Below are 23,099 nucleotides of genomic sequence, written 5' to 3'. Positions count from 1 at the left end.
GATCCGGAAGAGTGCGTAGCGGTTTTCCGAAAAGATCATGCTAAAACAACAACGTAAAGCGCGATGACGATTCATCCTAATCGCATCGCGCTTTAGGAGCCATGGCGGCTTTGCCGCAGGACCGGCTTCGGCTACGGTTGCCGCCATGATGGTTCGATCCGGCAATCCGGCGGTGCGGCTCGGGACGCTGACATCAGCGGCGCTGCTGCTCCTCCTCAGTGGCGGCGGCATCGGGTGGACGCAATCTGCACCGCCATCGCTCGGCCTCCAGCAGCAGGGGGCCCAGGCCGCGCCGTCGCCCTCGACGCCGGCCTCTTCCGCCGCGCCGCCGCGCGAGGAAAATCCCGGGCTGATCAATGAAATGGGCAAGCTGTTCGACAAGCTGCCTTCGATCCTGCCGCCGATCAAAAGCCCGAGCGAGACCATGAGCGACCTGTCGCGGCTGGCCACGCCCTCGACCATGGTATCAGGGCGCGTGGTCTGCCCCATCTCGTCAAACGGCGCGCCCGACTGCAAGCAGGCCGCCGACCAGCTCTGCCAGGGCAAGGGCTACAAGGAAGGCAAGAGCCTGAATGCCGACTCCGCCGAGAAGTGCTCGGCCAAGGTTCTCATTCCTGGCAGGCAGCGTAAACCGGACGACTGCCGCACCGACACCTTCGTGACCAGCGCGCTGTGCCAGAACTGACGTGACGGCCCAGCGCGGAAGCAGTAAGGAGCGCCCATGAGCCGGACGGAGCAGGACTTCCTCGGACAGCGTGAGATCGCCGACGACATCTATTACGGCGTCCAGACCATCCGCGGGAAGGAGAACTTCCACATCACCGGCATTCCGATGAGCCAGGAGCCTTACTTCGTGAAGGCGCTTGGCTACGTCAAGAAGGCTGCCGCCATGGCCAATCGCGATCTCGGTGCGATCGACGCCAAGGTTGCGGACGCCATCATCCTCGGCTGCGACCGCGTCATCGCCGGCGACATGATGGATCAGTTCGTCACCGACTTCATCCAGGGCGGCGCCGGCACCTCCACCAACATGAACGCCAACGAGGTGATCGCGAACCTCGCGCTGGAAGCGCTCGGCTTCAGCAAGGGCGACTACCAGCACGTCAGTCCCAACGATCACGTCAATTACGGCCAGTCGACCAACGACACCTATCCGACCGCCTTTCGGCTGGCGCTGATCCTGCGGCTCGAGAGCTACATGATGGCGCTGCGCCAGCTCCAGGAGGCCTTCTTCACCAAGGGCCGCGAATTCGATCGCGTGCTGAAGATGGGCCGCACGCATCTCCAGGACGCGGTGCCGATGTCGCTCGGGGCCGAATTCCGCGGCTGGGGCACCACCATCGGCGAGGAGGTCGACCGCATCTCGGAAGCGCGCGCGCTGCTGCGCGAGATCAATCTCGGTGCCACCGCGATCGGCACCTCCGTCACGGCCGCGGTCGGCTATCCCAAGCTCGCCGTGCGGCACCTCGGCGCGCTCACCGGCGTCGACTTCGTGCTTGCCGGCGATCTCGTCGAGGCGACCTCCGACACCGGCGCCTATGTGCAGCTCTCGGGCGTGCTGAAGCGCACGGCGAGCAAGCTGACGAAAATCTGCAACGACATCCGCCTCCTCGCCTCGGGCCCGCGCGCCGGCTTCAACGAGATCAATCTGCCGCAGCTGCAGCCGGGCTCCTCGATCATGCCCGGCAAGGTCAATCCGGTGATCCCCGAGGTCGTCAACCAGACCAGCTTCCTCGTCATCGGGCTCGACACCACGGTGACGCTCGCGGCTTCCGCCGGCCAGCTCCAGCTCAACGTGATGGAGCCGGTGATCTCGTTCGCGCTGTTCTTCTCGATCCGCACCATGGAGCGCGCGGTCAACAGCCTGCGCGAGAATTGCGTGGTCGGCATCACCGCCAACGAGGAGCACACCCGCAACATGGTGCTGAACTCGCTCGGTATCGTCACCGTGCTGAAGCCGCTGCTCGGCTACAAGCAATGCGCCGAGATCGCGCGCGAGGGTTACAAGAGCGGCAAGCCGCTGCACCAGATCGTCGTGGTCGAGCGCAAACTGCTCACGCAGGAGAAGTGGGACGAGATGTTCTCGTTCGAGCGGCTGATCAACCCGGATTTGATTGGTTGAGCTCTTTGCCGCGCTGGCGGTGTTTACCTCTCCCATAGGGAGAGGTCGGCGCGTAGCGCCGGGAGAGGGGTTACGCTCGCTCGTGGGACTTGATCCCCTCACCCGAATTGCTGCGCGATTCGACCTCTGCCTATGCGAGAGGCGAAGAAGGAATTCCGCTGATTGGAATTGCGCCAGCCGCATCCGCCTCCGGCGTCAAAACGCAATACTTGACAGTGGAAAGATTGCCTTGTTGGTATGACCCCAACCGTCGATTTGACCGTCAACAGAGGATCGTTTCGCAATGTCCATGCCTGCCTTGTTCAAAGGGCGCCTGTCGATCCCGGTGATCGGCTCGCCGCTCTTCATCATCTCGGTGCCCGATCTCGTGATCGCGCAGTGCAAGGCTGGTGTGGTCGGCTCGTTTCCGGCGCTGAATGCGCGGCCGCCGGAGCTGCTCGACGAATGGCTGGCGCGGATCACCGAAGAGCTCGCGGCGTATGACCGCGCCCATCCTGACAAGCCGTCGGCGCCGTTCGCAGTCAACCAGATCGTGCACAAGTCGAACAACCGGCTCGACCACGACATGCAGCTCTGCGCCAAGTACAAGGTGCCGATGATCATCTCCTCGCTCGGCGCGCGCGAGGAGCTGAACCAGGCCGTGCACGGCTGGGGCGGCATCGTCTTCCACGACGTGATCAACCAGAAATTCGCCCACAAGGCGATCGAGAAGGGCGCCGACGGCCTGATCCTGGTCGCAGCCGGCGCCGGCGGCCATGCCGGCACCATCTCGCCGCTGGCTTTCGTTGCCGAAACGCGAAAATGGTTCGACGGTCCGATCGCGCTGTCGGGAGCGATCGGCAACGGCAAGGCCATCCGCGCTGCACGCATTCTCGGCGCCGACTTCGCCTATATCGGCTCGGCCTTCATCGCGACCAAGGAGGCCAATGCGGTCGAGCGCTACAAGGAGATGATCGCGGGATCGTCGGCCGACGATATCGTGTATTCCAACCTCTTCACCGGCGTGCACGGCAATTATCTGAAGCCCTCGATCCTCGCGGCCGGAATGGATCCCGACAATCTGCCGACGTCCGATCCTTCCAAGATGAATTTCGGCACCGACGCCTCCGGCGAGCGCGCCAAGCCGAAGGCCTGGAAGGAGATCTGGGGAAGCGGCCAGGGCATCGGCAGCATCGACAAGGTCGTACCAGCGGCCGAGCTGATCGCGCGCTTCAAGAAGGAGTACGAGGAAGCGATCGATCCGCCGCTGTAGTTCTCGTGTCCCGGACGCGGTGCAATGCGTAGCATTGCTCCGCAGAGCCGGAACCCATCGCCCCCACGCGTCCGGGGAACGTCAACCGAGACGGATTGAAACGATGACCGCCATCTACCGCGTCGACGGCAACAGCGTCGTCACCAGTCCGGATGCGGCCGGCCCCTGGGACCGGCGCATGCAGCACGGCTCGGCGCCGGCTTCGCTGGTGACATGGGCGGCCGAACGCATTCCGACGCCTGTTGCGATGGACATCGCCCGCGTCACGATCGATCTGATGCGGCCGGTGCCGGTCGCGCCGCTCACGATAGTGACTGAAGTCTTGCGCGAGGGCCGCAAGATCCAGCTCTGCGGGATCAAGCTGCTCGCGGACGGCGTACAGGTCGTCGGAGCCACCGTGCTGAAGGTCAGGCGCCAGGTGCTGAACCTGCCCGATGACGTCGAGGAGTTGCCGGTCACGCTGCCGTCGCCGGAGGACTCGCTGGTCGAGGACGGTCACGCCGCCACCAGCCCGTTCGTGCGATCGGTCTCGATGCGCGCCGCGCGCGGCCGTTTCGGCCAGGCCGGCGCCGGAGCGATCTGGTTTCGCGTCGACCATCCGCTGATCGCCGGTGAAGCGGTGTCGCAGGCGATGCGCGCCGTGGTCGCCGCCGACTTCTCCAACGGCACTGCCTCAACGCTCGACTTCCGTGCCTGGACCTACATCAACGCCGATCTCACCGTGAATTTTTCGCGCCAACCCATCGGTGAGTGGATCTTGCTCGATGGCGAGTCGTGGATCGGTGCCGACGGCGCCGGCCTTGCGATGTCTCGGCTGGCAGACCGGCAGGGCTATTTCGGCCGGGCGGTGCAGAGCCTGGTGATCGAGAAGCGGTGAGCGCGACGGCAAGCGTCGCTCTTGGAGCCGATTGAACGGCAGGCTTCCGCCGCCGCGGAAGGGATGCAAGGTCGTGCTCGACCAGGGCATCCTGCCAGTTCACATTCCGTAGAAGATCTTGATCTCCCACAGCACCACGATGATCGCCGTGATCAACGTGACCGCGGCGATTGCACTTTCCAGGGAAGCGACTCTCATCTCTTACTCCGCTTCCCAGCCCCATCAACGGTCTAGGTGATTCCCTGATTCGCCGGCAATTCGTGGACCTCGCCGCCACCCAACTCCGTTGCGTGTTGTGGTGTCCCGGCCACAACTCCCCCGTAGAATCCCGGGGTGCTCATCCCACCATCCGGTCCCGCCCGCTCCAGAAGCCCGCCCGCAGCACCTTCTTGTCGACCTTGCCGACGCCGGTCATCGGCAATTGCTCGACGAACTGAACCTGCTTCGGGGCATGCGCCGAGCCCTTTCGCGTCTTGACCAGGTTGATCAGCTCGTCCGGATCGGGCTTTGCCCCCTCGCGCGGTACGACGATGGCGGTGACGGCCTCGCCCCACTTCTCGTCGGGAATGCCGACGACCGCCACCATCGCCACATCCGCATGCTGCGACAGCACGTCCTCGACCTCGCGCGGGAAGATGTTGAAGCCGCCGGACACGATCATGTCTTTCTTGCGGTCGAGGATGAACATGTAGCCGCGCTCGTCCCTGCGCGCGATGTCGCCGGTATGGACCCAGCCGTTCTTCAGCGTCTCGGCGGTGACGTCCGGCCGCTTCCAGTACTCCGCCATCACATGCGGGGCACGCACGCAGATTTCGCCGGGCTCGCCCGCCTTCACTTCCTGGTCGTTGTCGTCGAGGATCTTGACCTCGCACGCTGCGATCGGGAAACCGCAGGACAGGAACAGCTCCGGGTTCTTGGGATCGTGGTCGGCCTTGCGCAGGACCGAGACGGGATAGCATTCGGTCTGGCCGTAAAGCTGCGAGAACACCGGCCCGATGCGTTCGATACCCTCGAGCAGCCGGCTCGGCGACATCGCGGAGGCGCCATAGAGCACGAGCTCGAGCGAGGACAAATCGGTCTTCTCCAGGGCGGGATGATCGAGCAGCACATAGATCATGGTCGGCACGAACAGCGTGAAGTTGATGCGCTCGCGCGCGATCGTCGTCAGCACCGCCCCGGGATCGAATCCCTTCAGCATGTGCACCGTGCCGCCGCGCATCAGGGTCGGCAGCACCTTTGTGCCGGCGACATGGCTGATCGGCGCGACCGTGAGATAGCGCGCAGCCTCCGGAATCTCGAAGTCGGCGAGGATCGCGCCGGCGGCGCCAGCGTTTTCGCGGTGATAGCGTAGCGCGCCCTTGGATTTGCCGGTGGTGCCGCCGGTGTAGTTCAGCGTGGCGAGATCGTCGGGGCCGGCGAGGCACAGCGGACTCGCATGTCCCGCATTTTCCATGGCGGCCAGCAGATCGACGCCGTAGCCGGCCGGCCCCATGGTGAAGACCGCCTTCAGCCGGCCGGCCTTGGCAGCGAGCTCGCCACCGCGGTCGCGGAAGGCGGCCGCATCGACCACCAGCATCTCGGCCTCGGAGTCCTCGAGCTGGAACAGCTGGTCCTCCAGCGATCCCAGCGGATGCAGCCAGGTGATGCAGAGCCGTGCCAATTGCGCGGCGACGCCGGCGCACCAGGTATCGGCGCGATTCGCGGTGAGGAAGGCGACGCGCGCGCCGGGCTGCAATCCAAGCCGCATGAACACGCCCTGGATGCGTCCGATCAGGTCGATCGTACCACGATAGCTCAGCGATCCGCCGGGCCAGGCGAAAGCGGTGCGGTCGGGATAGCGCGATAGCGCCCGTAGCGTCTGCGCACAAGCTGGAGGCGATGCGTGGAGCGGATCAGACATATGTTTCCTCGTTGCTTTGTCACCGGCTACTGGCGTGCCAATGTTGCCGATGACGCTAGCACAGAGACTGCGGGAGGGAACGACAAAGCCCGCGCAGGGAGGCATGCATGCCATCGGATCGACTGCAACGCTTCCGCGATCGTCTCGCGCTGCCGCTGATCGCGGCGCCGATGTTTCTGGTGTCGGGCGTCGAGCTCATGGTCGCGTCTTGCCGCAATGGGGTGATCGGCAGCTTTCCCACCGCGAATTGCCGCGACACGGAACAACTCGACGCATGGCTCACCGAGATCGGCACGCGGCTGCGACAGCATGAAGATCAAACCGGGCGCAAGGTCGCGCCGCTCTGTCCGAACCTGATCGTGCACCGCTCCAATGCGCGGCTCGCACAGGATCTCGCCGTGCTGCTGCGGCACGGGCCGGAGATCGTCATCACCTCGGTCGGATCGCCCGCGCAGGTGTTGAGGCCACTCCATGATGCCGGGGCGTTGGTGCTGGCGGATGTCGCCTCGATCCGCCACGCCGAGCGTGCGGCGGAAGCCGGCGCGGACGGGCTGGTGCTGCTCACGGCGGGCGCGGGCGGGCAGACCGGCTGGCTCAACCCGTTCGCCTTCGTCCGCGCGGTGCGCGCATTCTACGACGGCATCATCGTGCTGGCGGGCGGCATCAGTGACGGCTACGCGCTGCGGGCCGCTGAAGTGCTCGGCTGCGATCTCGCCTATATGGGCACGAAGTTCATTGCGACGCGGGAGAGCATGGCGGACGTTCGCTACAAGCGGATGCTGGTCGAGAGCGGCGCCGACGACATCCTGCTCACCACCGCGTTCACGGGCTTGCAGACCAGCATGCTGCGGCCGTCGATCGTCGCCGCCGGACTTGATCCGGACGACCTGCCGGCGCGCGGCGCGATTGACATCGTCAAGGACATCGACGTCGCCGCGCGCGAGAACCGGCCGAAGCGCTGGCGCGACATCTGGAGCGCCGGGCACTCCGCATCTGGGGTGACGGAGGTGCTCGCGGTCGACGATCTCGTCGCGCGGACGCGTGCGGAATATCGCAAGGCGGGTGGGCGGTAGCCGATCCAGTCCTGCCGGGACATCGATGTTCTCCCAGCCCGATCACAGTTAATCGAGCGCGCCCCTGCGCGCCCGCATTTAACGGCAGATTAACCATCGCCCGCCAAGAATCCCCTTCACGGCCGCCAACCAGGACCGAGAGGGGACAGGCGATGGACTTCGATTTTCTCAACAGCAAGTCAGCTGCGACGATGGACGAGATCCGCGTCCGCGTCGCCCATGCCCTGGCGCGCCACCCGCTGTGCCGCAACGTCCGTTTCGACATCGTCAGCGTCCCCCGCACCCGCCGCGGCGGCAATTGGACGGTGACGCTGCAATCGGTCGAGCCGCGCGCAGTCTGGGAGGCCTCGGAGATCGTGGCCGACATCCAGGATGCCTATGACCTCGCGGCAGCTGCCTGATTTTCTTGAGCTTTTCGGGCGGTGTCGCCGCAGTCCGCGCGATTGCCGCTGCATTGGCACGGTTAAGCCTTATTTATCGCCCAGTTTTTGGGGCAGTGATCACGTGGACTTGAAGTCGGACGCGGAGAGACGTTTGTCCAAAGCCATCACCATCGTCGCGCTGACCTGCTTCCTCGTCCTCGGCGCCGCCACCACCGCCATTCTCGGCCGCGACAGCGTGCCCAGCGTCAGCGCCGAGATGATCGCCCAGACGCCTCCTCCCAAGCCGCTGGCAACCAACCGCGCCGCCAAGGCCGACCGTCTGGTCCCGACGCTTGCGCTGGCCTCGGCCGCGATCGAGCCGGTCCAGGTGGCCGCCGACAAGCTTTCGCAGGCGCCCGTCCTGACCGAGCCGCTGCGTCAGGCCTTCGCCGCCGCGACGCCCTCCGATTTCGCGATGCCGAACGCGAGCGTGCACGAGGCGCCCGCCGGGACGGAGGTTCCAACCGTCGAAGTTCCGGCCAAGCCGAAGGTCGTCGCCAAGCCGCAGCCGCAGAAGGCTTATTCGCTGCTGTCCGACGGGCAGATCGCAGGCATCAGGGATCGCCTGAAACTGTCGTCGTCGCAGGAATATTACTGGCCCTCGGTCGAGACCGCGCTTCGCAACGTCGCCCGCAAGATCCAGGCGAACAAGCTGTCGAATCCGAACGCGCCGCCCGGTTCGCAGATCGACCCGAATTGCGACGAGGTGCAGCAGTTGAAGTCGGCCGCGATGCCGCTGTTGTTCCAGCTGCGTGACGACCAGAAGGAAGAAGTGCGCAAGCTCGCTCGCCTCATCGGGCTCGAGAAGGTCGCGCAGCAAATCTGATCCGCGCGGTTTCCTGTTTCAGGAGCCGCGGCCATCAGGAACATCTGGCAATCCCCACGCGTTGCCCGCTCCAAAAGAGGGAGTGGATGAATGCGCGCCTCGACAGCCTATTTTGTCGGTGCCGGAACCATCATCGCGGCCATCGCCATTGGTCTCGGCGGCGGTATCGTTGCCGGCAACATCATGCATCCGGTCGCATCCAAGCAGGGCCCGGACACCAGCAAGCTGGCGCAGCGCACGGAGGCTGCCACGCCGGCGACCGCGAACGGGCCGTCCGAGCGCGTGAGCTATCTCACCGGCTCGCAGGCCTTCGGCGCGATGATCGCAGCGCCCGCGGGGGCCGAAGCAAAGCCTGAAGCCGCAAAGCCTGACACGCAAATCACGAAGGCGAATGCTGAATCGCCGGCGCCGCAGCCCTCGCAAGCCGCTGCAGTCGAGCCGTCCAGGCCGGTGCCGGCAGCGTCCGCGCAGGCAGCAAGACCTGCCGAGCAGCAGGCCTCGTCGACCGAGCCGTCGTCCTCCTCGAACAATGCCTATGCCAAGGCGAGGGATTCCGAGGTGAAGCGTGCGGCGACCGAACGGCGCCGGGCGGAGCGCCGCGAGCGCTGGGCCGAGCGCCGGCACTATGAATTGCGCGAACCGCGCGGCATGCGCGACCGAACCGATTGGGATGACGTCGCGCGCAACGTCCGCGAAGATTCCGATGCGCGCGACTATGCAGGCCGCCCACGCAGCGGCTTTCCGCAGATCAGGCTGTTTGGGCCTGATGACGACTAAAGCGCGATGAGACCAGGATGTATCGTCATCGCGCTCCGGGTCAGTGTTTGAGCACGATGCTCTCGGAAAACCGCCGCACACTTTTCCGGATCATGCTTCGGCGCTCGAGCGAGGATCGCGCTGCAAGGGACAAAGTGCGCCGTCACGTCGCGCCACTGTCATTTCATGCCCGCGCGCCGCAGGCCTTCGAGATAATGCGCACGATCCTCTTCCCGCAGCATCGGCAGCTCGCGCGTGATCCAGGCAAGCGAGACCTCGGGCTGGGCGCGGCGCAGGCCTTCCAGGGCGGACGCCGCAAGCGCCGGATCTCCTGACATCCCGGCGGCGGCCGTCAGCACGCGGTGCGCGCCGACGAAATCTCCGCGCTGGCGCATCGATTCCCGTGCCATCTGGACGGCTCCCTCATAGTCGCGGCCGACGAACCGGGCATAGGCCGCAACCCCGCAATAGATCGCCGCGAGCGGGTCGCGCGGGCTCAGCCGCAGCGCGCGACGGGCGGCGGCATCGCCGTCCTGCCATCGTCCGGCATAGCACAGCGTCACGCCGTGAAAGGCGTGCGCCATCGCGAAATTCGGGTTGAGCCTCAGGGCCAATTCGAATTCTGCCAGCGCGTCGTCGAAGCGGCGGCGGAACAGATAGGTGTAAGCGAGGCCGTGATGGGCCCAGGCATCCTCGCGATCGGCCTCCACCGCCGCGAGCGCCGCACGTTCGGCAAGCGGCAAGGTCGCGGCCATGTCGGCCCAGCCCATATGCGCGCCGAACATATGGCTGGTCGCAAGCAGGCCCAGTGCCTTGCCATAGGCGGGATCGATCGCGACGGCCTGTTCCAGTAGCCCTTGCGCGGCGGCATTGTCCTCGCGGGTAATGCGCCAGTAATGCGACAGGGCGCGCATCACGAGGTCCCATGCATCCAGGCTGCCCGGAGGCTTCTGCTGGGCTCGGAAGCTTTCGGCGGCATAGAGCTGCGGCTCGATCGCGGCGACGATCGCCTCGGTGATCTCATCCTGCACGGCGAAGATGTCGGCGAGCTCTCGGTCGTAGCGTTCGGCCCAGAGATGGCTGCCGGTCGAGACGTCGTTGAGCTGGGCCGAGATGCGCACCCGCTCGCCGCTCCGCCGCACGCTGCCTTCGACCACGTAGCGCACCCCGAGTTCCCGCGCGACCTCGTGGATGTGCACGGCGCGGCCCTTGTAGACGAAGGAGGAATTGCGCGCGACGACGAAGAACCATCGCAGCTTCGACAGCGCGGTGATGATGTCCTCGCTGATGCCGTCGGAGAAATAATCCTGCCCGGCCTCGCCGCTCATATTGGTGAAGGGCAGCACGGCGATCGCGGGCCGCTCGGGCAGCGCGAAGGCTGCCTGGGTCTGGGCGACACGAACCGGCTCCGTTGCGACCGCGCCGAGCTGTGTCTGGACATCACCGACGAAGCGAAAGCCCTTGCGGGTGATGGTGCGGATCAGTGTCTGGCTTGCGCCATTGTCGCCGATCGCCTTGCGCGCCGCGTTGATCCGGCTGGTCAGGGTGGATTCGGACACGCTGCGCCCGTGCCAGATCTTGTCGATCAACTCGTCCTTGCTGACCACCCGGTCGCGGTTCTGCATGAGGTGGACGACGAGATCGAACACCTGCGGCTCCACGGCAATGGGAACCTGCTCGCGGCTCAGCTCGCGCCGGTCGGTATCCAGAAGGTGGTCCCGGAACAGAAACTGCACTTCGAAAACTCAGACCTCATGTGAAATCGGGCAAGCGAAATGACAAAATGAAATTCGGGTCGAAAATCATGTGTCTTTCGAAGGGGGCGCTTGGTTCATCGCGATTGCGTGATGGCAGCCATGCCCTCTCCGGAGGGGAATACAACCGGAGCTGGAATGTTGCGGTCGGCGGATCGCCGCCGGGCCGGGACCATGCTTGTCGCTCCACACCGTCATCCCGAGGCGTCAAGGCGCGGCGGAGGCCTCGAAGGATGGAGGGCCGCTGCATCGTGGTCGCTCATCCTTCGAGGCTCTTCGTGCGCTGCCGCGCATCGCACGCCTCGCACCTTCAAATGGCGGATTAACAGGATGACGTGCCGTCACAATGTCGTGGCGCGGTAAATGTGGCGAACGGTGAATGTCCATTGCCGAAATGCGTGGCCTGCGTAAGCTGCCGCCCACACAGAACACCAACCACGAAGAAACGCCCATGCCAGCTTTCCCCGCCTCCACCACGGTGCTCGACTCCCTGCTGTTTCGCGACGCCTTCGGCACGCCTGAGATGCGCGAGGTGTTCTCCGACGTTGCGACGGTCGCGCGCTATGCCGAGGTCGAGGTGGCGCTGGCGAAGGCGGAAGCGAAGTGCGGTGTGATCCCGCAAGAGGCGGCCGCGGCGATCGCGGCGCGGACCGACGTCGCCGCGCTCGATTTCGATCTGCTCAGGCAGGAGACCGATGTCGTCGGCTATCCGATCCTCCCCTTGGTGCATCAGATCGTGAAACAATGTGGCGAGGCCGGCCGCTACCTGCATTGGGGCGCGACCACGCAGGACATCATGGACACCGCTGTGGTGCTGCAACTGCGCGCCGCGATTGAGATCGTCGAACGCGACATCGCCGAGCTGCGCAAGGTCCTTGCCGACCTCTCGAAGCGCCATCGCGACACGGCGATGGCGGGCCGAACCCATCTCCAGCAGGCGCTGCCGGTGACCTTCGGCTACAAGACCGCGATCTGGCTCGCGATGTTCGATCGCCATGCCGAGCGTCTGGCGCAAATGAAGCCGCGCGTGCTGGTCGGCCAGTTCGCCGGCGCGGCCGGCACGCTGGCCTCGCTTGGCGACAAGGGATTCGAGGTGCAGGCGGCGCTCTGTGCCGAGCTGAAGCTCGGCGTTCCGGCCTCGACCTGGCACGTCGCGCGCGACGGATTCGCCGAAGCTGTGAACTTCCTCGCCCTCGTCACCGGTTCGCTCGGCAAGATCGCGCTCGACATCATGATCATGGCCTCGACCGAGTTCGCCGAGGTCTACGAGCCCTTCGTCAAGGGGCGCGGCGCCTCCTCGACCATGCCGCAGAAGCGCAACCCGATCTCCTCCGAACTGATGCTTGCGGCGTCCAAGGCGGTGCGCCAGCACGCAGGCCTGATGCTCGACGCCATGGTGCAGGATTTCGAGCGCGCCACGGGTCCCTGGCACGCCGAATGGATGGCCATCCCCGAAAGCTTCGTGCTGACCGCTGGCGCGCTGCACCAGGCGAAATTTGCGCTCGCAGGTCTCATCGTGGACGAGGCGAAGATGAACGACAATCTCGCCATCAGCCGCGGCCTGATTGTGGCCGAAGCGGTCATGATGGGGCTGGCGCCGCAGATCGGGCGGCAGGAGGCGCATGACGTGGTCTATGATGCATGCCGTCAGGCCAACGAGAAGGGAATCAGCCTTGCCGATGCGCTGTCCGCAGATTCGCGGATATCGAGCCGCATCGATCGCGCCACAATCGAGGCGCTCACCTCACCGAAAAATTACCTCGGACTCGCGCCCGCCATGGTCGACCGGGTGCTGATATCGGCAACGCGTTGAAAACCAAAATGCGTGAAACTGCGTATCTTTCGTGCGTTGCAGGACGCTCGCACACTTGTGTCTTGCGATGCTAGACTTAGATTGAGCGAGAGACTTTCGGCAGAGGGCCCGGCATGACTGATCAACGCAACACCTCCACTCCCATCGATCCCGCGAAGCTCGACCGGCTGGCCGAGGTGGCGGTGAAGGTGGGCCTGGGCTTGCGGCCGGGACAGGATCTGCTTCTGACGGCGCCCGCGATTGCGCTGCCGCTGGTGCGGCGGATCGCCGTGCATGCCTACAAGGCCGGCGCCGGCCTCGTGACGCCGATCCTGTCGGACGAGGAGATGACGCTGGCGCGCTACCGCCATGGCCACGACGCCAGTTTCGATCGTGCCGCCGGCTGGCTCTACGAGGGCATGGCCAGGGCGTTCTCGGACAACACCGCACGCCTCGCCATCGTCGGCGACAACCCGATGCTGCTGTCGGGCGAGGATCCTTCCAAGGTGGCGCGCGCGAGCAAGGCGAATTCGATGGCCTATCAGCCCGCGCTGGAGAAGATCGTCAACTTCGACACCAACTGGAACATCATCGCCTATCCGAGCCCGTCCTGGGCGAAGCTGGTGTTCCCTGATGATCCCGAGGACGTCGCGGTCGGCAAGCTCGCGGATGCGATTTTCGCCGCGTCCCGCGTCGATCGCGAGGACGCGATGGGCAATTGGGCAAGTCACAACGCGGTCCTGCGCGAGCGCACCAACTGGCTCAACGGCCAGCGCTTTCGCGCGCTGCAATATTCGGGTCCCGGCACCGATCTCACCATCGGACTTGCCGACGGCCACGAATGGGAAGGCGGCGCCTCGCTCTCCAAGAACGGCATCAGCTGCAACGCCAATATCCCGACCGAAGAGGTCTTCACCACGCCGCATTGCCGTCGCGTCTACGGCCATGTCGTGAGCTCGAAGCCGCTATCCTATCAGGGCACGCTGATCGACAATATCGCCGTGCGCTTCGAGGACGGCAAGATCGTCGACGCAAAAGCCTCGCGCGGCGCGGAGGTGCTGAACAAGGTGCTCGACACCGACGAGGGCGCGCGGCGCCTCGGCGAAGTGGCGCTGGTGCCGCATTCCTCGCCGATCTCGCAGAGCGGCCTGTTGTTCTACAACACGTTGTTCGACGAGAACGCAGCGTCTCACATCGCGCTCGGCCAGTGCTATTCGAAATGCTTCGTCAACGGCGCCCAGCTCACGCCGCAGCAGATCGCGGCGCAAGGCGGCAACCAGAGCCTGATCCATATCGACTGGATGATCGGCTCGGCCGAGACCGACATCGACGGCATTTTGGCCGACGGCAGCAAGGTGCCCGTGTTCCGCAAGGGCGAATGGGCGAAATAGCCGGCGTGACTCTCTTCGAAGGGAGAAGGTGAGCGCGGCGGCGACAGGTTCTCGCTGCGCCCACCTACCGGCCGCAATTCCCGCGCGGTTAGTTCGAGAGCCCTGGTGCGCATCCTGCGGCGGACGCAACGCGCGCGCAGCCGGAGCCGGCTACCAGAGCTTGGGTGTAGAGCCATTGGCGGGCTCCGCTCCAGTGCCTTCGCGCATTTTGTCGCACCCGGGAGAGGACCGGGTCATGTGGGCGGATTTGCAAGGGAATCGGGACGTTAACCGGTTTGCGCTGGCCGCTTCAGGCTGATTCTCGAAGCCGGCGTAAGAAAGAATTAAAAACGGAACACTAGCGTCCGGGCATCTTTCGAAACAGTCCGGGCCGGGATCTGGCCCCAAATATCATTTCCCGAGGAAGCAGAATGTCGCGCGCATTGATTGAAGTCGGTAGTTGCAATGTGGACCTCGAGCTGCGGCCGATCGAGCCGTCCTGGATCATCGAGGGCGATCCGGTATCCCGTTCGCGTGTCCTGTCGACCAGCGCCGACGGCACCGCCCAGACGATCATCTGGTCCTGCACCGAGGGGCGCTTCAACTGGTACTACGATATCGACGAGACGATCATGATCATGGAAGGATCGATCGTGCTCGAAAGCGACGGCATGCCGCCCAAGCGCTACGGCCCCGGCGATGTCATTTTCTTCCGTGATGGCGCGCATGCCAAATGGCATGTCGAAGGGCACGTCAAGAAGATCGCGTTCTGCCGCAAGACCAATCCGGTGATGATCGGCTTCCTGATCCGCGTCGTCAACAAGCTGAAGAAGATGTTTGCCTCCACCGGCGAACGCCAACCGGCCTCGCTGATGGGTGCCGGCTAAAGCGGACAATAAGGTTTCAAGGACGCTTCCCAGCGGCCACGATGAAGAGGGGGCGGGATCAACATCCCGGCCCCTCTTTTCGTCATGACGGCAGCTCGAGCCGGTAGACGTCGATCGCGGTCTGCGAGAACAGCGCCGTCTTCTCGGCCTCGCTCAAGGGCGAGGCGATACGCTTGAACGCGTTGAAGATCACCTGGTAGCTGCACTGGCCCTTGTCCGGCGGGAAATTGCTCTCGAACATCGCTCGCTTCACGCCGAATGCCTCGATACAGGTCTCGATAAAGGGGCGCCATGCCGCGGCAAGCTGCTCGGATGACGGCGGTCTCTCGCGCAGATGGAAGTCGTAGCCGAGCAGGCACATTGCGAGCCCGCCGAGCTTCACCACCACGTTCTCGCACGTCGCAATCTCCTGGATCGACGCGCGCCACTGCGCAAACACCTCTTCGCGCCGGCCCGCAAAGCGACCGACGCCGGCTGGGCCGCCGCAATGATCGAGCACGATCCTGGTATCGGGGAAGGCGCGCGCCAGCTCGGTCAGTTCGCCGATCTGCGGATGGAACAGCCAGGCATCGAAGCTGAGGTTCAGCGGCGCCAGACAGGCAAAGCCCTTGCGAAAGCTCGGATCCTGCAACAGTCCCTTCGGCCTGTTCGCATACATGCCGGCGACGACAGGGTCTTCGTCCCAGGCCGAGGAATGCCTGATTCCGCGGAAGCGGCCATTGCCCGCCGCGATCTCGGCTTCCAGCACCGGCTTGGCGGCGTCTCCCAGCAGAAGATTGGCGTGGCTGACGATACCGGCGCAGATCGCGGCCGGGCCGTAAGCTCCGCTGGCGCTCATCGCCGCGACGCCGTTGGCGAACTCGACTTCGCCGACGGGCCGGAATGCCTCAGGTCCGTGAGCGCGATACATCGAGCGGCAATCGACATAGACGGTGGCGATGACGTTGTGGCCGGACGCGATGTCAGCGGCCATCTCCTCGATCAGATAGCGATGGCCGCGATTCCAGAGATGGTGGTGGGGATCGACGATCGGCCGCGCCGGATCGATGATTTCCTCCTGGTGCAGCGCGAGCCAGTCCTCGCGTGGCTCGACAAATAACCCGCTCGTGTTGGCGGGCAGACCGCTTGCGGCCATCGGCGTTCGCTCCCTCTATGTTCTTGTGGAAGGAGCCTAGCATCTGATCTCTTCACGCAGCAGCGCGCGTTCTGCAACCGCGTCCGTCGCCGCGAGCACGGCGACGCTTTCGTCAGCCCTTGCGTCGCTTCGCCCTCACGTCGACCACGAGGCGCCAATCGGGTGCGGCGGCCGGTTTGGATTCGCCGAGCCAGTGAAAGGAGTCGTCCGTGATCTCGGTAAAGCTCCACCGCGTCAGTTCGCCGGCTTCGGTCGAGCCTTCCTGCACGATGTCCTCACCGCGCGGACGGCCGATCTGCTGGCGGAGCACGCTGCGGCCGGGATCGAACCAGGAGATCCGCCACGCGGAAATGGCGGGGTCGTAGACACGCAGCGTCGTGCCGTACCAATTTCCGGCGATCGGGAAGGCCGCCCCGCCTGCGGCGCGGGGGATGATCCAGACGTCCTGCACGGCGCGCCCTTCAAGCACCCAGCCAAAATGGATCTCGCCGGGCGCTACGTGTTTCGTTCCGCCGGGTCCATGGGCCGTGATCTCGGCATCCCAGTCGCCGACGAAGCGGCCGTAAAGCCGAAGCGCCGCAGCGTGCTCGGGATTCGGTCCGTCCGCGTGCAACAATCTCGCAAAGCCGGTCATGTCGATCTCCTGTCGCGGGGAGATCAACACCAAAGGCCGACAGCCGGCTTGGAGAAAATTGCGCCTCAGACCCCGTCGAGGATGATCACGGTCGGCTTTGGCGGCAGCGCATCCCGCGACATCCGGAACGATCGCTCGAGGCGCCGGTCGATCTCGAACTGCTGGCCGATCCGGCGCATGAAGTCGTCGAGCGGGGTGGCGAAGCGGTGCATCGGCAGCACCACGGAGGCGCGCAGCCGTTTGGTGATCTCGGAGATGCCGTCCAGCGACATGGTGTAGGTGCCGTCGATCGGCACCATCACGATGTCGAGCCGTCCGATCTGGGCGAAATGGCTGTCATCGAGCTTGTGGTGAAGGTGGCCGAGATGGCCGATGCAGAGGCCGGCCGCCTCGAAGATGAAGATGGAATTGCCGTCGCGGATCATGTCGCTGCCGGCATCGTCGCCGAAATAGCGGCGGATGTCCGTCGTGACGTTGCGGATGAAGGTATCGCTGATGCGCTCCGACACGATCGCCGGCTTGCCGTCATCGGCCCAGCCATGCAGCACATGGGGAATTCGCTTGTCTGGATACAAGGAATAGTGCGTGCTGTGCGCCCGGTTCATGGTCACGACATCGGGCAGCCGTCCCACCTGGTATGCGCCGCTATAGTCGGTCGCGATGCGCAAGCCGGCGGGCGTGTCGATGAAATAGGTGGAATGGCCGGCATAGGTGATTTGGACCTCGGCCGCCGCTGCCGCTTGTCGGAACGCAGCCGGCATCACGCGGGGCGCCGCGTTGGCCATCGCCAGGCATTCGCTGCGTTGAGGTAGCTGCTGGGCGAGCGCAGGTGCGAGGGATACGCCGAACAGCGCAAGAGCCGCCGAAACCAGTCGCCACATGATCTGTCCCCAATGACGCCAGGGGAAAGTCTAGCGTGCAATGTAGTGCGCCGCCAACAGCTAGCGATCAACAGCGCGTCAGTGTCGCACCTTCACGCCCGCCTGGGGCTGAACCTCCAGGTGGCGGCGACGAGGCTGGCTGTGATCAGGCCGCAGATCAGGCCGGCAAGCGGCAGGGCGAGCAGCAGAGCGGCGGTCGCGGCCCAGCCGATCGAGGAGAACGCTTCGGCAAAGGTCGCAAGCCGCGAAGACGTCTGGCGGCGGCGGAATTGGCTGCGACGGGCCTGCACCCGGAACCAGAGCTGGATCGCCGTCGCCGAGGCCGCACCGACCATGATCGCGCCGGCGCTGATTACCGCCTGGAATGGCGAGGCGAAGGCCAGCGCCACGACCAGCGGACTGAAGATCACGGCGATCGCGATCAGCACCACCTCGATCTTGGCGCGGATGACGCTGGACGACGTCAGCGGCGCGGTGGCGACGAGATCGGGAGCGTCCTCGCCCGAGATCGTCAGCCAGGCGAGCCCGCCGGCAAGCTGTCCGGCCGCCATCACGATGACGGGTGTGATCAGCGTCAGCGCCGCGGAGCTGTCGGCAAAGTTGCGCCAGAGCAAAAGTGCCGGCGGCACCAGATAGAGCAGCTGCATCAACGTCTGCGAGATCAGCCAGGGATCGCGCCACAGGAGCATGAATTCCTTGCGCCGCAGCGCCTGCTGGCGCGATCCGCCGCGGAACGGGCGCTCCTTCGCGCGGGCGCGGCCGGACGTGCCGTATGCCGCTGCATCGATCGCGGTGTCGGCGAATCGGTGCGAAAAGATCGCCATCACGCTGCCGAGCAGCACCAGGGCGAACGCGAGAAGCAGCAGCAGCGCCTCGGTGTCACCCATGGTTGCCCGCGCCGGCCACCACCAGATGCTGCCGATGTCGGGCGCGTGGGCGACGAGGCTGCCTGAGGTCAGGATGGTGAAGCGCGACAGCGTGCCGTAGGACATGATCGCCGCGACCTGCAGCGCGATCACGAATCCCGCGCCGATGATCGCGGCGAGGACCTGGGCGATCAGGCGCGTTCGCGCCGGGCCGATCAGGCGGAACAAGAGAATGGTGACGGCGATCGCGATCGCCGCGGCCGACAGGCCCATCGCAATAACGACGCCGAAGGCGGCAAGCCAGCGCGCGCCACCGCCGATCACCAGCACGTCGATGAAGGGTGTCGAGAACAGCAGCGCCAGCACGGTGACGGTCAGCGCGATCGCGGCGATGCGGACCGAGAACAGATTGGTCAGTGTCGCCGGCGAGGACATGATCAGGTCGAGATCGGCCCGGGCGTAGAACACCCGCGTCACGGACTCGATCGCCTGCGACAGCATCAAGGTCCAGGCGAGAAAAATCGTCGCCGAAATCACGATCAGCGAGGATTTGTCGAGTGGCAGCCGCAGGTCGGCGAAACGGCCGATCACCGCCCAGGCGGGCAGGTGCAGCAGCGCGGCGAAGCAGAGCAGGCCGATGACGGCTGCGCGCGTCCGCTTGCGCCGCCCGCCGGTCATCATGGCGAACCATTCGCGCCAGGCGAGCCGCAGCTCGTGGCGCGCAAACCAGGACAGCGCCGTTGCCGAGCTCATGCTGCGGCCTGAAGCGTCACCAGCGTGATGAAGAGATCCTCGAGGCTGGTGTCGGCATGGCCGTTTTGTTGACGCAGCTCCGCCAGCGTGCCTTCGGCGACCAGGCGCCCGGACGCGATCACGCCGATGCGGTCGGCCATACGCTCGGCGACCTCGAGAATATGCGTGGTCATGATGACGGTGCAGCCGGCGCGGACGCGCTCGCTGAGCAGGTCCTTCACGTGGCGTGCGGAGACGGCATCGAGCCCCGTCAGCGGCTCATCGAGGATGATGAGGCGGGGATCGTGCACTAGGGCCCCCGCGAGAGCGACCTTCTGGCGCATGCCCTTGGAAAAGCCCTCGCAGCGCTCGTGCCGGTGCGGCGCGAGCCCGAGCGAGCTGAGCAGCTCTTGCGCGATCGGTTCCGAAGCCGAGGGGGCGATGCCCCAGAGGCCGGCGACGAATTCGAGGTATTCGAGCGGGGTGAGCTTGTCGTAGATCATGGGCTCGTCGGAGACCCATGCCATCACCTGCTTGGCGGCGGCGGGCCTCTGTAACGCATCGACGCCGAAGATCGAGATCGCGCCGGCATCGGGGCGCAGCAGGCCCGCAACCATGCGCAGGCTGGTGGTCTTGCCGGCGCCATTGGGGCCGACCAGCGCATAGAATTCGCCGGCGTGAATGGTGAGATCGAGGCCGTCGACCGCGGGACGGTCAAAACGCTTCGTTAACCCTCGGACTTCCAGCGCCGAGTTGTCCGGCTTCATGACGGCCACACCATCCGGTTTTGCATCGCCCGAGACCATGACCCGAAGATATTTCGGCACGGTGAATCGCTTTGCCTCAAATTCCTCCTCCGGGATCGACCAAAGGCAAGTCACCGTTTGTTGACAGCGCGCGGACGTTCAGGCTGAATTGGCGCCGGGACAAATGGCGCTAACGCAGCGAAACGACTGCGTAGCGACTGGACACAAGATGCGGCAAGGCGGTCGGGAAGAACCGCGGGTCGCATCGGGAGGACACGCGTCGATGCTGGATTTTGTTCAGCAGCTGGTCAGCGGTGTTGCGCTCGGCTGCGTTTACGGCCTGATCGCGCTCGGCTTCGTGCTCGTCTACAAGGCTACCGAGGTCGTCAACTTCGCCCAGGGCGATCTGATGATGCTGGGCGGCTTCTTCGCCTTCACCTTCATCGGCATGATGGGCCTCAACTACTGGATCGGCTTTGCCGGGGCGGTGGCTGCGATGGCGCTGTTCGGCATGGTGGCGGAGCGCGTGGTGGTGCGGCCGATCCTCGGCTATCCGCAGTTCTCGATCATCATGGCGACGATCGGGTTGGGCTATTTCCTGCGCTCGGTCGCCGGCATGATCTGGGGCACCGACGACCTGAAGATCGAGACGCCGTTCAGCCAGGGCGTGCTGCGCATGGGCTCGCTGGTGCTCGCCTATGACAAGCTCTCGGTGATCGCGGCGACGATGATCCTGTGCGCGCTGCTCTGGCTGTTCTTCAACAAGACCATGCTCGGCACTGCGATGCGCGCCAGTTCCGAGAACATGCTGGCAGCCTACTATATGGGCATTCCGGTCAAGCGCGTGGTGTCGGTCGTCTGGGCGATCAGCGCGGCGGTCGCGACCTGCGCCGGCGTGCTGCTGGCGCCGATCACCTTCATCCACTCCAATGTCGGCCTCGTGCTCGGCCTGAAGGCGTTTCCCGCCGCCGTGCTCGGCGGCTTCGGCTCGATCCCGGGCGCCGTGGTCGGCGGCGTTCTGATCGGGGTGATCGAGAGCATGGCCGGCTTCTACCTGCCGGAGGGCTGGAAGGACGTCGCGCCCTATGTCGTGCTGCTGACGGTGCTGCTCCTGAAGCCCGAAGGCCTATTCGGCCTCCACGTCCGCAAGAAGGTCTGAACGCCATGCGCTTCATGTTCAAGACCGATTATGAAGACGACATCAGGCTGTTTCCGCATTCGGGCTACATCGTCACCTACGGCGTCCTGCTCGCCCTGCTGTTGATCGCACCGCATGGGCTGTCCAGCTATCTGATGAGCCAGCTCGTCTTCGTCTGCATCTACGCAATCGTCGGCGTGGCGCTCTTGATCCTGACCGGCTTCACCGGCCAGGCTTCGCTCGGGCACGCCGCGTTCCTCGCGATCGGGGCCTACACCGCGGCCTATTTGCAGACATACAACGTGCCGTTCCCGGTCTACTTCCTCGCCGCCGGGCTCTTGACCGGCATCATCGGCGCCATGGTCGGCTTTCCTGCCCTGCGGCTCACCGGCATCTACCTCGTCATCGCCACCATCTCCTTTGCCTTGATCGTCGAGGAGATCCTGGCGCGCTGGGAGAGCGTGACCCACGGCAACGAGGGCATGCGGGTCAAGACGCTGTCGCTGCTCGGCGTCGCGGTGCCGCGCGACAGCCCGACCTTCTATTACCTCTGTCTTGCCGTGCTGGTGCTGACCATCGTCGGCACGCTGAACCTGCTTCGCTCGCCGACCGGCCGTGCCTTCGTCGCGATCCGCGACAGCGAGACGGCGGCGCGCAGCATGGGCGTCAATGTCGCGCTCTACAAGGTGAAGTCCTTTGCCATCTCGGCGGCGATCACCGGCTTTGCCGGCGTGCTGTTCGCGCACAAGCTCTCCTTCATCTCGCCGGAGATGTTCACGCTCCAGCTCTCGATCGAGTTCATCATCGTGATCCTGATCGGCGGCACTTTCAGCCTGCACGGGGCGGTGCTGGGCGCGATCTTCATCGTGATGATCGATCCGTTCCTGACCTATCTCAAGGACGACATGCCCGGCATCATCGCCGGCATCGCCGCGACCTTCGGGGCGAGCACGGCGACTGCGGGAAACATCCAGTCGAATGTCGCGGCCTTCGCCTCGCTCAACGGCCTGAAGGGCGCGATCTACGGCATCATCATCGTGCTGTTCGTGCTGTTCGAGCCGCTCGGGCTCTACGGCCGCTGGCTCAAGATCAAGCTCTTCTTCCAACTGTTCCCGCTCTACAAGCGCGCCACCTTCAAGCGGCAGAAGATCTATGTGAAGTCGGAGCGCAATCGATGAGCTATTTCCGCGCCGAGAACCTGTCGCTGCATTTCGGCGGCCTCAAGGCCGTCGATGCGGTCTCGTTCGCGGTGGAGAAGGGCGAGATCCTCTCGATCATCGGCCCGAATGGCGCCGGCAAGAGCTCGATCTTCAACTTGATCTCGCGGATCTACCGGCCGACCTCGGGCCGCATCTTCTTCGAGGACCAGGACATTACGGAGCAGCCGCCCTACGACATCGCCAGGCTCGGCATCGCCCGCACCTTCCAGAACATCGAGCTGTTCGAGAATGCGACCGTGTTGTCGAATCTCCTGGTCGGCCGCCACCGCCATTCGACCACGCAGCTCTGGCAGGAGCTCTTGTTCCTGCCGAGCGTGCGGGCCAACGAGAAGGTGCATCGCCGCCGGGTCGAGCAGGTCATCGAATTCCTCGATCTCGAACCCTATCGCGACAAGCTGATCTCGGGGCTGCCTTACGGCGTGCGCAAGGTCATCGAGCTGGCGCGCGCCCTGTGCTCGGAGCCCAAACTGATCCTGCTCGACGAACCGTCGTCCGGCCTCAATGTCGAGGAGACCGGCGACATGTCGTTCTGGATCCGCGACCTGAAGAACGAGCTCGGCGTCACCGTGCTGATGGTCGAGCACGACATGTCGCTGGTCAATCGCGTCTCCGATCGGGTCATCGCGCTGAACTACGGCCGGGTGCTGGCGATGGGCTCGCCCGCCGAGGTGCAGCAGCACCCCGACGTCGTCGCCGCGTATCTGGGAGCCTGACCG

Annotated in this window: 21 protein-coding genes; 14 read left to right on the top strand and 7 right to left on the bottom strand. The window is 65.0% G+C overall.

The window, feature by feature from the left end:
- Positions 1-145 precede the first annotated feature (145 nt).
- The 4 genes from ACM42_RS06185 (at position 146) to ACM42_RS06170 (ending at position 4,251) form a co-directional block, all read left to right on the top strand.
- On the top strand, positions 146-685 hold the full coding sequence (locus tag ACM42_RS06185) for a hypothetical protein (RefSeq protein ID WP_271527064.1): 540 nt from the start codon (positions 146-148) through the stop codon (positions 683-685).
- A gap of 36 nt (positions 686-721) precedes the next feature.
- On the top strand, positions 722-2,122 hold the full coding sequence (locus ACM42_RS06180) for an aspartate ammonia-lyase (RefSeq protein WP_271527063.1): 1,401 nt from the start codon (positions 722-724) through the stop codon (positions 2,120-2,122).
- Between the two features lie 283 nt (positions 2,123-2,405).
- A complete protein-coding gene (locus ACM42_RS06175) occupies positions 2,406-3,374 on the top strand; it encodes an NAD(P)H-dependent flavin oxidoreductase (protein WP_271527062.1) in 969 nt (322 codons plus the stop codon).
- Between the two features lie 103 nt (positions 3,375-3,477).
- Entirely contained in the window at positions 3,478-4,251 is a 774-nt protein-coding gene (locus ACM42_RS06170; RefSeq protein ID WP_271527061.1) for a thioesterase family protein, read from the top strand.
- A 337-nt stretch (positions 4,252-4,588) separates the two neighbouring features.
- On the opposite strand, the gene ACM42_RS06165 is transcribed toward ACM42_RS06170, so the two are convergent.
- Positions 4,589-6,151, bottom strand: coding sequence for an AMP-binding protein (locus ACM42_RS06165; RefSeq protein ID WP_271527060.1), 1,563 nt, complete (start codon positions 6,149-6,151; stop codon positions 4,589-4,591).
- Between the two features lie 107 nt (positions 6,152-6,258).
- On the opposite strand from ACM42_RS06165, the gene ACM42_RS06160 reads away from it, so the two are divergent.
- The 4 genes from ACM42_RS06160 (at position 6,259) to ACM42_RS06145 (ending at position 9,249) form a co-directional block, all read left to right on the top strand.
- On the top strand, positions 6,259-7,224 hold the full coding sequence (locus ACM42_RS06160) for an NAD(P)H-dependent flavin oxidoreductase (RefSeq protein WP_271527059.1): 966 nt from the start codon (positions 6,259-6,261) through the stop codon (positions 7,222-7,224).
- Between the two features lie 152 nt (positions 7,225-7,376).
- Positions 7,377-7,625, top strand: coding sequence for a hypothetical protein (locus tag ACM42_RS06155; RefSeq protein ID WP_124159385.1), 249 nt, complete (start codon positions 7,377-7,379; stop codon positions 7,623-7,625).
- A 133-nt stretch (positions 7,626-7,758) separates the two neighbouring features.
- A complete protein-coding gene (locus ACM42_RS06150; protein WP_271527058.1) occupies positions 7,759-8,472 on the top strand; it encodes a hypothetical protein in 714 nt (237 codons plus the stop codon).
- Positions 8,473-8,562: 90 nt separating this feature from the next.
- The gene (locus ACM42_RS06145) at positions 8,563-9,249 is read left to right on the top strand and encodes a hypothetical protein (protein ID WP_271527057.1); all 687 of its coding nucleotides are present in this window, start codon (positions 8,563-8,565) and stop codon (positions 9,247-9,249) included.
- A gap of 158 nt (positions 9,250-9,407) precedes the next feature.
- Here ACM42_RS06145 and ACM42_RS06140 read toward each other — a convergent pair whose 3' ends face one another.
- Positions 9,408-10,964 (bottom strand): winged helix-turn-helix domain-containing tetratricopeptide repeat protein, encoded by a 1,557-nt coding sequence (locus ACM42_RS06140; protein ID WP_271527056.1) that lies wholly within the window; start codon positions 10,962-10,964, stop codon positions 9,408-9,410.
- Positions 10,965-11,433: 469 nt separating this feature from the next.
- On the opposite strand from ACM42_RS06140, the gene pcaB reads away from it, so the two are divergent.
- The 3 genes from pcaB to ACM42_RS06125 all read left to right on the top strand — a co-directional run bounded on the left by pcaB (position 11,434) and on the right by ACM42_RS06125 (position 15,031).
- On the top strand, positions 11,434-12,795 hold the full coding sequence (gene pcaB / locus ACM42_RS06135) for a 3-carboxy-cis,cis-muconate cycloisomerase (RefSeq protein ID WP_271527055.1): 1,362 nt from the start codon (positions 11,434-11,436) through the stop codon (positions 12,793-12,795).
- Between the two features lie 113 nt (positions 12,796-12,908).
- Positions 12,909-14,165 carry an aminopeptidase gene (locus ACM42_RS06130; RefSeq protein WP_131871643.1) on the top strand — a complete coding sequence of 419 codons (1,257 nt, stop codon included), beginning with the start codon at positions 12,909-12,911 and terminating at the stop codon, positions 14,163-14,165.
- 410 nt (positions 14,166-14,575) lie between these two features.
- Complete coding sequence (locus ACM42_RS06125) at positions 14,576-15,031, top strand: cupin domain-containing protein (RefSeq protein ID WP_028179073.1); 456 nt, start codon at positions 14,576-14,578, stop codon at positions 15,029-15,031.
- A gap of 82 nt (positions 15,032-15,113) precedes the next feature.
- Here ACM42_RS06125 and ACM42_RS06120 read toward each other — a convergent pair whose 3' ends face one another.
- From ACM42_RS06120 to ACM42_RS06100, 5 genes are all read right to left on the bottom strand, one after another.
- The gene (locus ACM42_RS06120) at positions 15,114-16,166 is read right to left on the bottom strand and encodes an amidohydrolase family protein (RefSeq protein ID WP_271527054.1); all 1,053 of its coding nucleotides are present in this window, start codon (positions 16,164-16,166) and stop codon (positions 15,114-15,116) included.
- A gap of 112 nt (positions 16,167-16,278) precedes the next feature.
- Positions 16,279-16,800, bottom strand: coding sequence for a hypothetical protein (locus tag ACM42_RS06115; protein WP_271527053.1), 522 nt, complete (start codon positions 16,798-16,800; stop codon positions 16,279-16,281).
- 65 nt (positions 16,801-16,865) lie between these two features.
- Complete coding sequence (locus ACM42_RS06110; protein WP_271527052.1) at positions 16,866-17,681, bottom strand: MBL fold metallo-hydrolase; 816 nt, start codon at positions 17,679-17,681, stop codon at positions 16,866-16,868.
- A 92-nt stretch (positions 17,682-17,773) separates the two neighbouring features.
- Positions 17,774-19,300, bottom strand: a complete 1,527-nt coding sequence (locus ACM42_RS06105; protein ID WP_271527051.1) for a permease — start codon at positions 19,298-19,300, stop codon at positions 17,774-17,776.
- On the bottom strand, positions 19,297-20,085 hold the full coding sequence (locus ACM42_RS06100) for an ABC transporter ATP-binding protein (protein WP_271527450.1): 789 nt from the start codon (positions 20,083-20,085) through the stop codon (positions 19,297-19,299). Before ACM42_RS06100 ends, ACM42_RS06105 begins: the two co-directional genes overlap by 4 nt.
- A 223-nt stretch (positions 20,086-20,308) precedes the next feature.
- Between ACM42_RS06100 and ACM42_RS06095 the strand changes: the two genes are divergently transcribed.
- From ACM42_RS06095 to ACM42_RS06085, 3 genes are read left to right on the top strand one after another with little or no spacing between them, the layout of a single operon-like run.
- A complete protein-coding gene (locus ACM42_RS06095; protein WP_028179067.1) occupies positions 20,309-21,184 on the top strand; it encodes a branched-chain amino acid ABC transporter permease in 876 nt (291 codons plus the stop codon).
- 5 nt (positions 21,185-21,189) lie between these two features.
- Positions 21,190-22,341 carry a branched-chain amino acid ABC transporter permease gene (locus tag ACM42_RS06090; protein ID WP_271527050.1) on the top strand — a complete coding sequence of 384 codons (1,152 nt, stop codon included), beginning with the start codon at positions 21,190-21,192 and terminating at the stop codon, positions 22,339-22,341.
- On the top strand, positions 22,338-23,096 hold the full coding sequence (locus ACM42_RS06085; protein WP_131871636.1) for an ABC transporter ATP-binding protein: 759 nt from the start codon (positions 22,338-22,340) through the stop codon (positions 23,094-23,096). The genes ACM42_RS06090 and ACM42_RS06085 overlap by 4 nt, the downstream gene beginning before the upstream one ends.
- Positions 23,097-23,099 lie beyond the last annotated feature (3 nt).

The organism is Bradyrhizobium sp. CCBAU 25338 (assembly GCF_028128965.1).
GTDB classification, from domain to species: domain Bacteria; phylum Pseudomonadota; class Alphaproteobacteria; order Rhizobiales; family Xanthobacteraceae; genus Bradyrhizobium; species Bradyrhizobium liaoningense.
Note: the sequence above shows the minus strand (reverse complement) of the source record. Positions and strands in the feature narration are given on the sequence as shown.

What these genes read in the sequence shown, in the direction of transcription:
- ACM42_RS06185 (WP_271527064.1), top strand. Translation starts at nt 146, where the DNA reads ATGATGGTTCGATCCGGCAATCCGGCGGTGCGGCTCGGGACGCTGACA.
- ACM42_RS06155 (WP_124159385.1), top strand. Translation starts at nt 7,377, where the DNA reads ATGGACTTCGATTTTCTCAACAGCAAGTCAGCTGCGACGATGGACGAG.
- pcaB (WP_271527055.1), top strand. Translation starts at nt 11,434, where the DNA reads ATGCCAGCTTTCCCCGCCTCCACCACGGTGCTCGACTCCCTGCTGTTT.
- ACM42_RS06090 (WP_271527050.1), top strand. Translation starts at nt 21,190, where the DNA reads ATGCGCTTCATGTTCAAGACCGATTATGAAGACGACATCAGGCTGTTT.
- ACM42_RS06130 (WP_131871643.1), top strand. Translation starts at nt 12,909, where the DNA reads ATGACTGATCAACGCAACACCTCCACTCCCATCGATCCCGCGAAGCTC.
- ACM42_RS06145 (WP_271527057.1), top strand. Translation starts at nt 8,563, where the DNA reads ATGCGCGCCTCGACAGCCTATTTTGTCGGTGCCGGAACCATCATCGCG.
- ACM42_RS06115 (WP_271527053.1), bottom strand. Translation starts at nt 16,800, where the DNA reads ATGACCGGCTTTGCGAGATTGTTGCACGCGGACGGACCGAATCCCGAG.
- ACM42_RS06165 (WP_271527060.1), bottom strand. Translation starts at nt 6,151, where the DNA reads ATGTCTGATCCGCTCCACGCATCGCCTCCAGCTTGTGCGCAGACGCTA.
- ACM42_RS06120 (WP_271527054.1), bottom strand. Translation starts at nt 16,166, where the DNA reads ATGGCCGCAAGCGGTCTGCCCGCCAACACGAGCGGGTTATTTGTCGAG.
- ACM42_RS06170 (WP_271527061.1), top strand. Translation starts at nt 3,478, where the DNA reads ATGACCGCCATCTACCGCGTCGACGGCAACAGCGTCGTCACCAGTCCG.
- ACM42_RS06175 (WP_271527062.1), top strand. Translation starts at nt 2,406, where the DNA reads ATGTCCATGCCTGCCTTGTTCAAAGGGCGCCTGTCGATCCCGGTGATC.
- ACM42_RS06160 (WP_271527059.1), top strand. Translation starts at nt 6,259, where the DNA reads ATGCCATCGGATCGACTGCAACGCTTCCGCGATCGTCTCGCGCTGCCG.
- ACM42_RS06105 (WP_271527051.1), bottom strand. Translation starts at nt 19,300, where the DNA reads ATGAGCTCGGCAACGGCGCTGTCCTGGTTTGCGCGCCACGAGCTGCGG.
- ACM42_RS06085 (WP_131871636.1), top strand. Translation starts at nt 22,338, where the DNA reads ATGAGCTATTTCCGCGCCGAGAACCTGTCGCTGCATTTCGGCGGCCTC.
- ACM42_RS06180 (WP_271527063.1), top strand. Translation starts at nt 722, where the DNA reads ATGAGCCGGACGGAGCAGGACTTCCTCGGACAGCGTGAGATCGCCGAC.
- ACM42_RS06125 (WP_028179073.1), top strand. Translation starts at nt 14,576, where the DNA reads ATGTCGCGCGCATTGATTGAAGTCGGTAGTTGCAATGTGGACCTCGAG.
- ACM42_RS06095 (WP_028179067.1), top strand. Translation starts at nt 20,309, where the DNA reads ATGCTGGATTTTGTTCAGCAGCTGGTCAGCGGTGTTGCGCTCGGCTGC.
- ACM42_RS06100 (WP_271527450.1), bottom strand. Translation starts at nt 20,085, where the DNA reads ATGGTCTCGGGCGATGCAAAACCGGATGGTGTGGCCGTCATGAAGCCG.
- ACM42_RS06110 (WP_271527052.1), bottom strand. Translation starts at nt 17,681, where the DNA reads ATGTGGCGACTGGTTTCGGCGGCTCTTGCGCTGTTCGGCGTATCCCTC.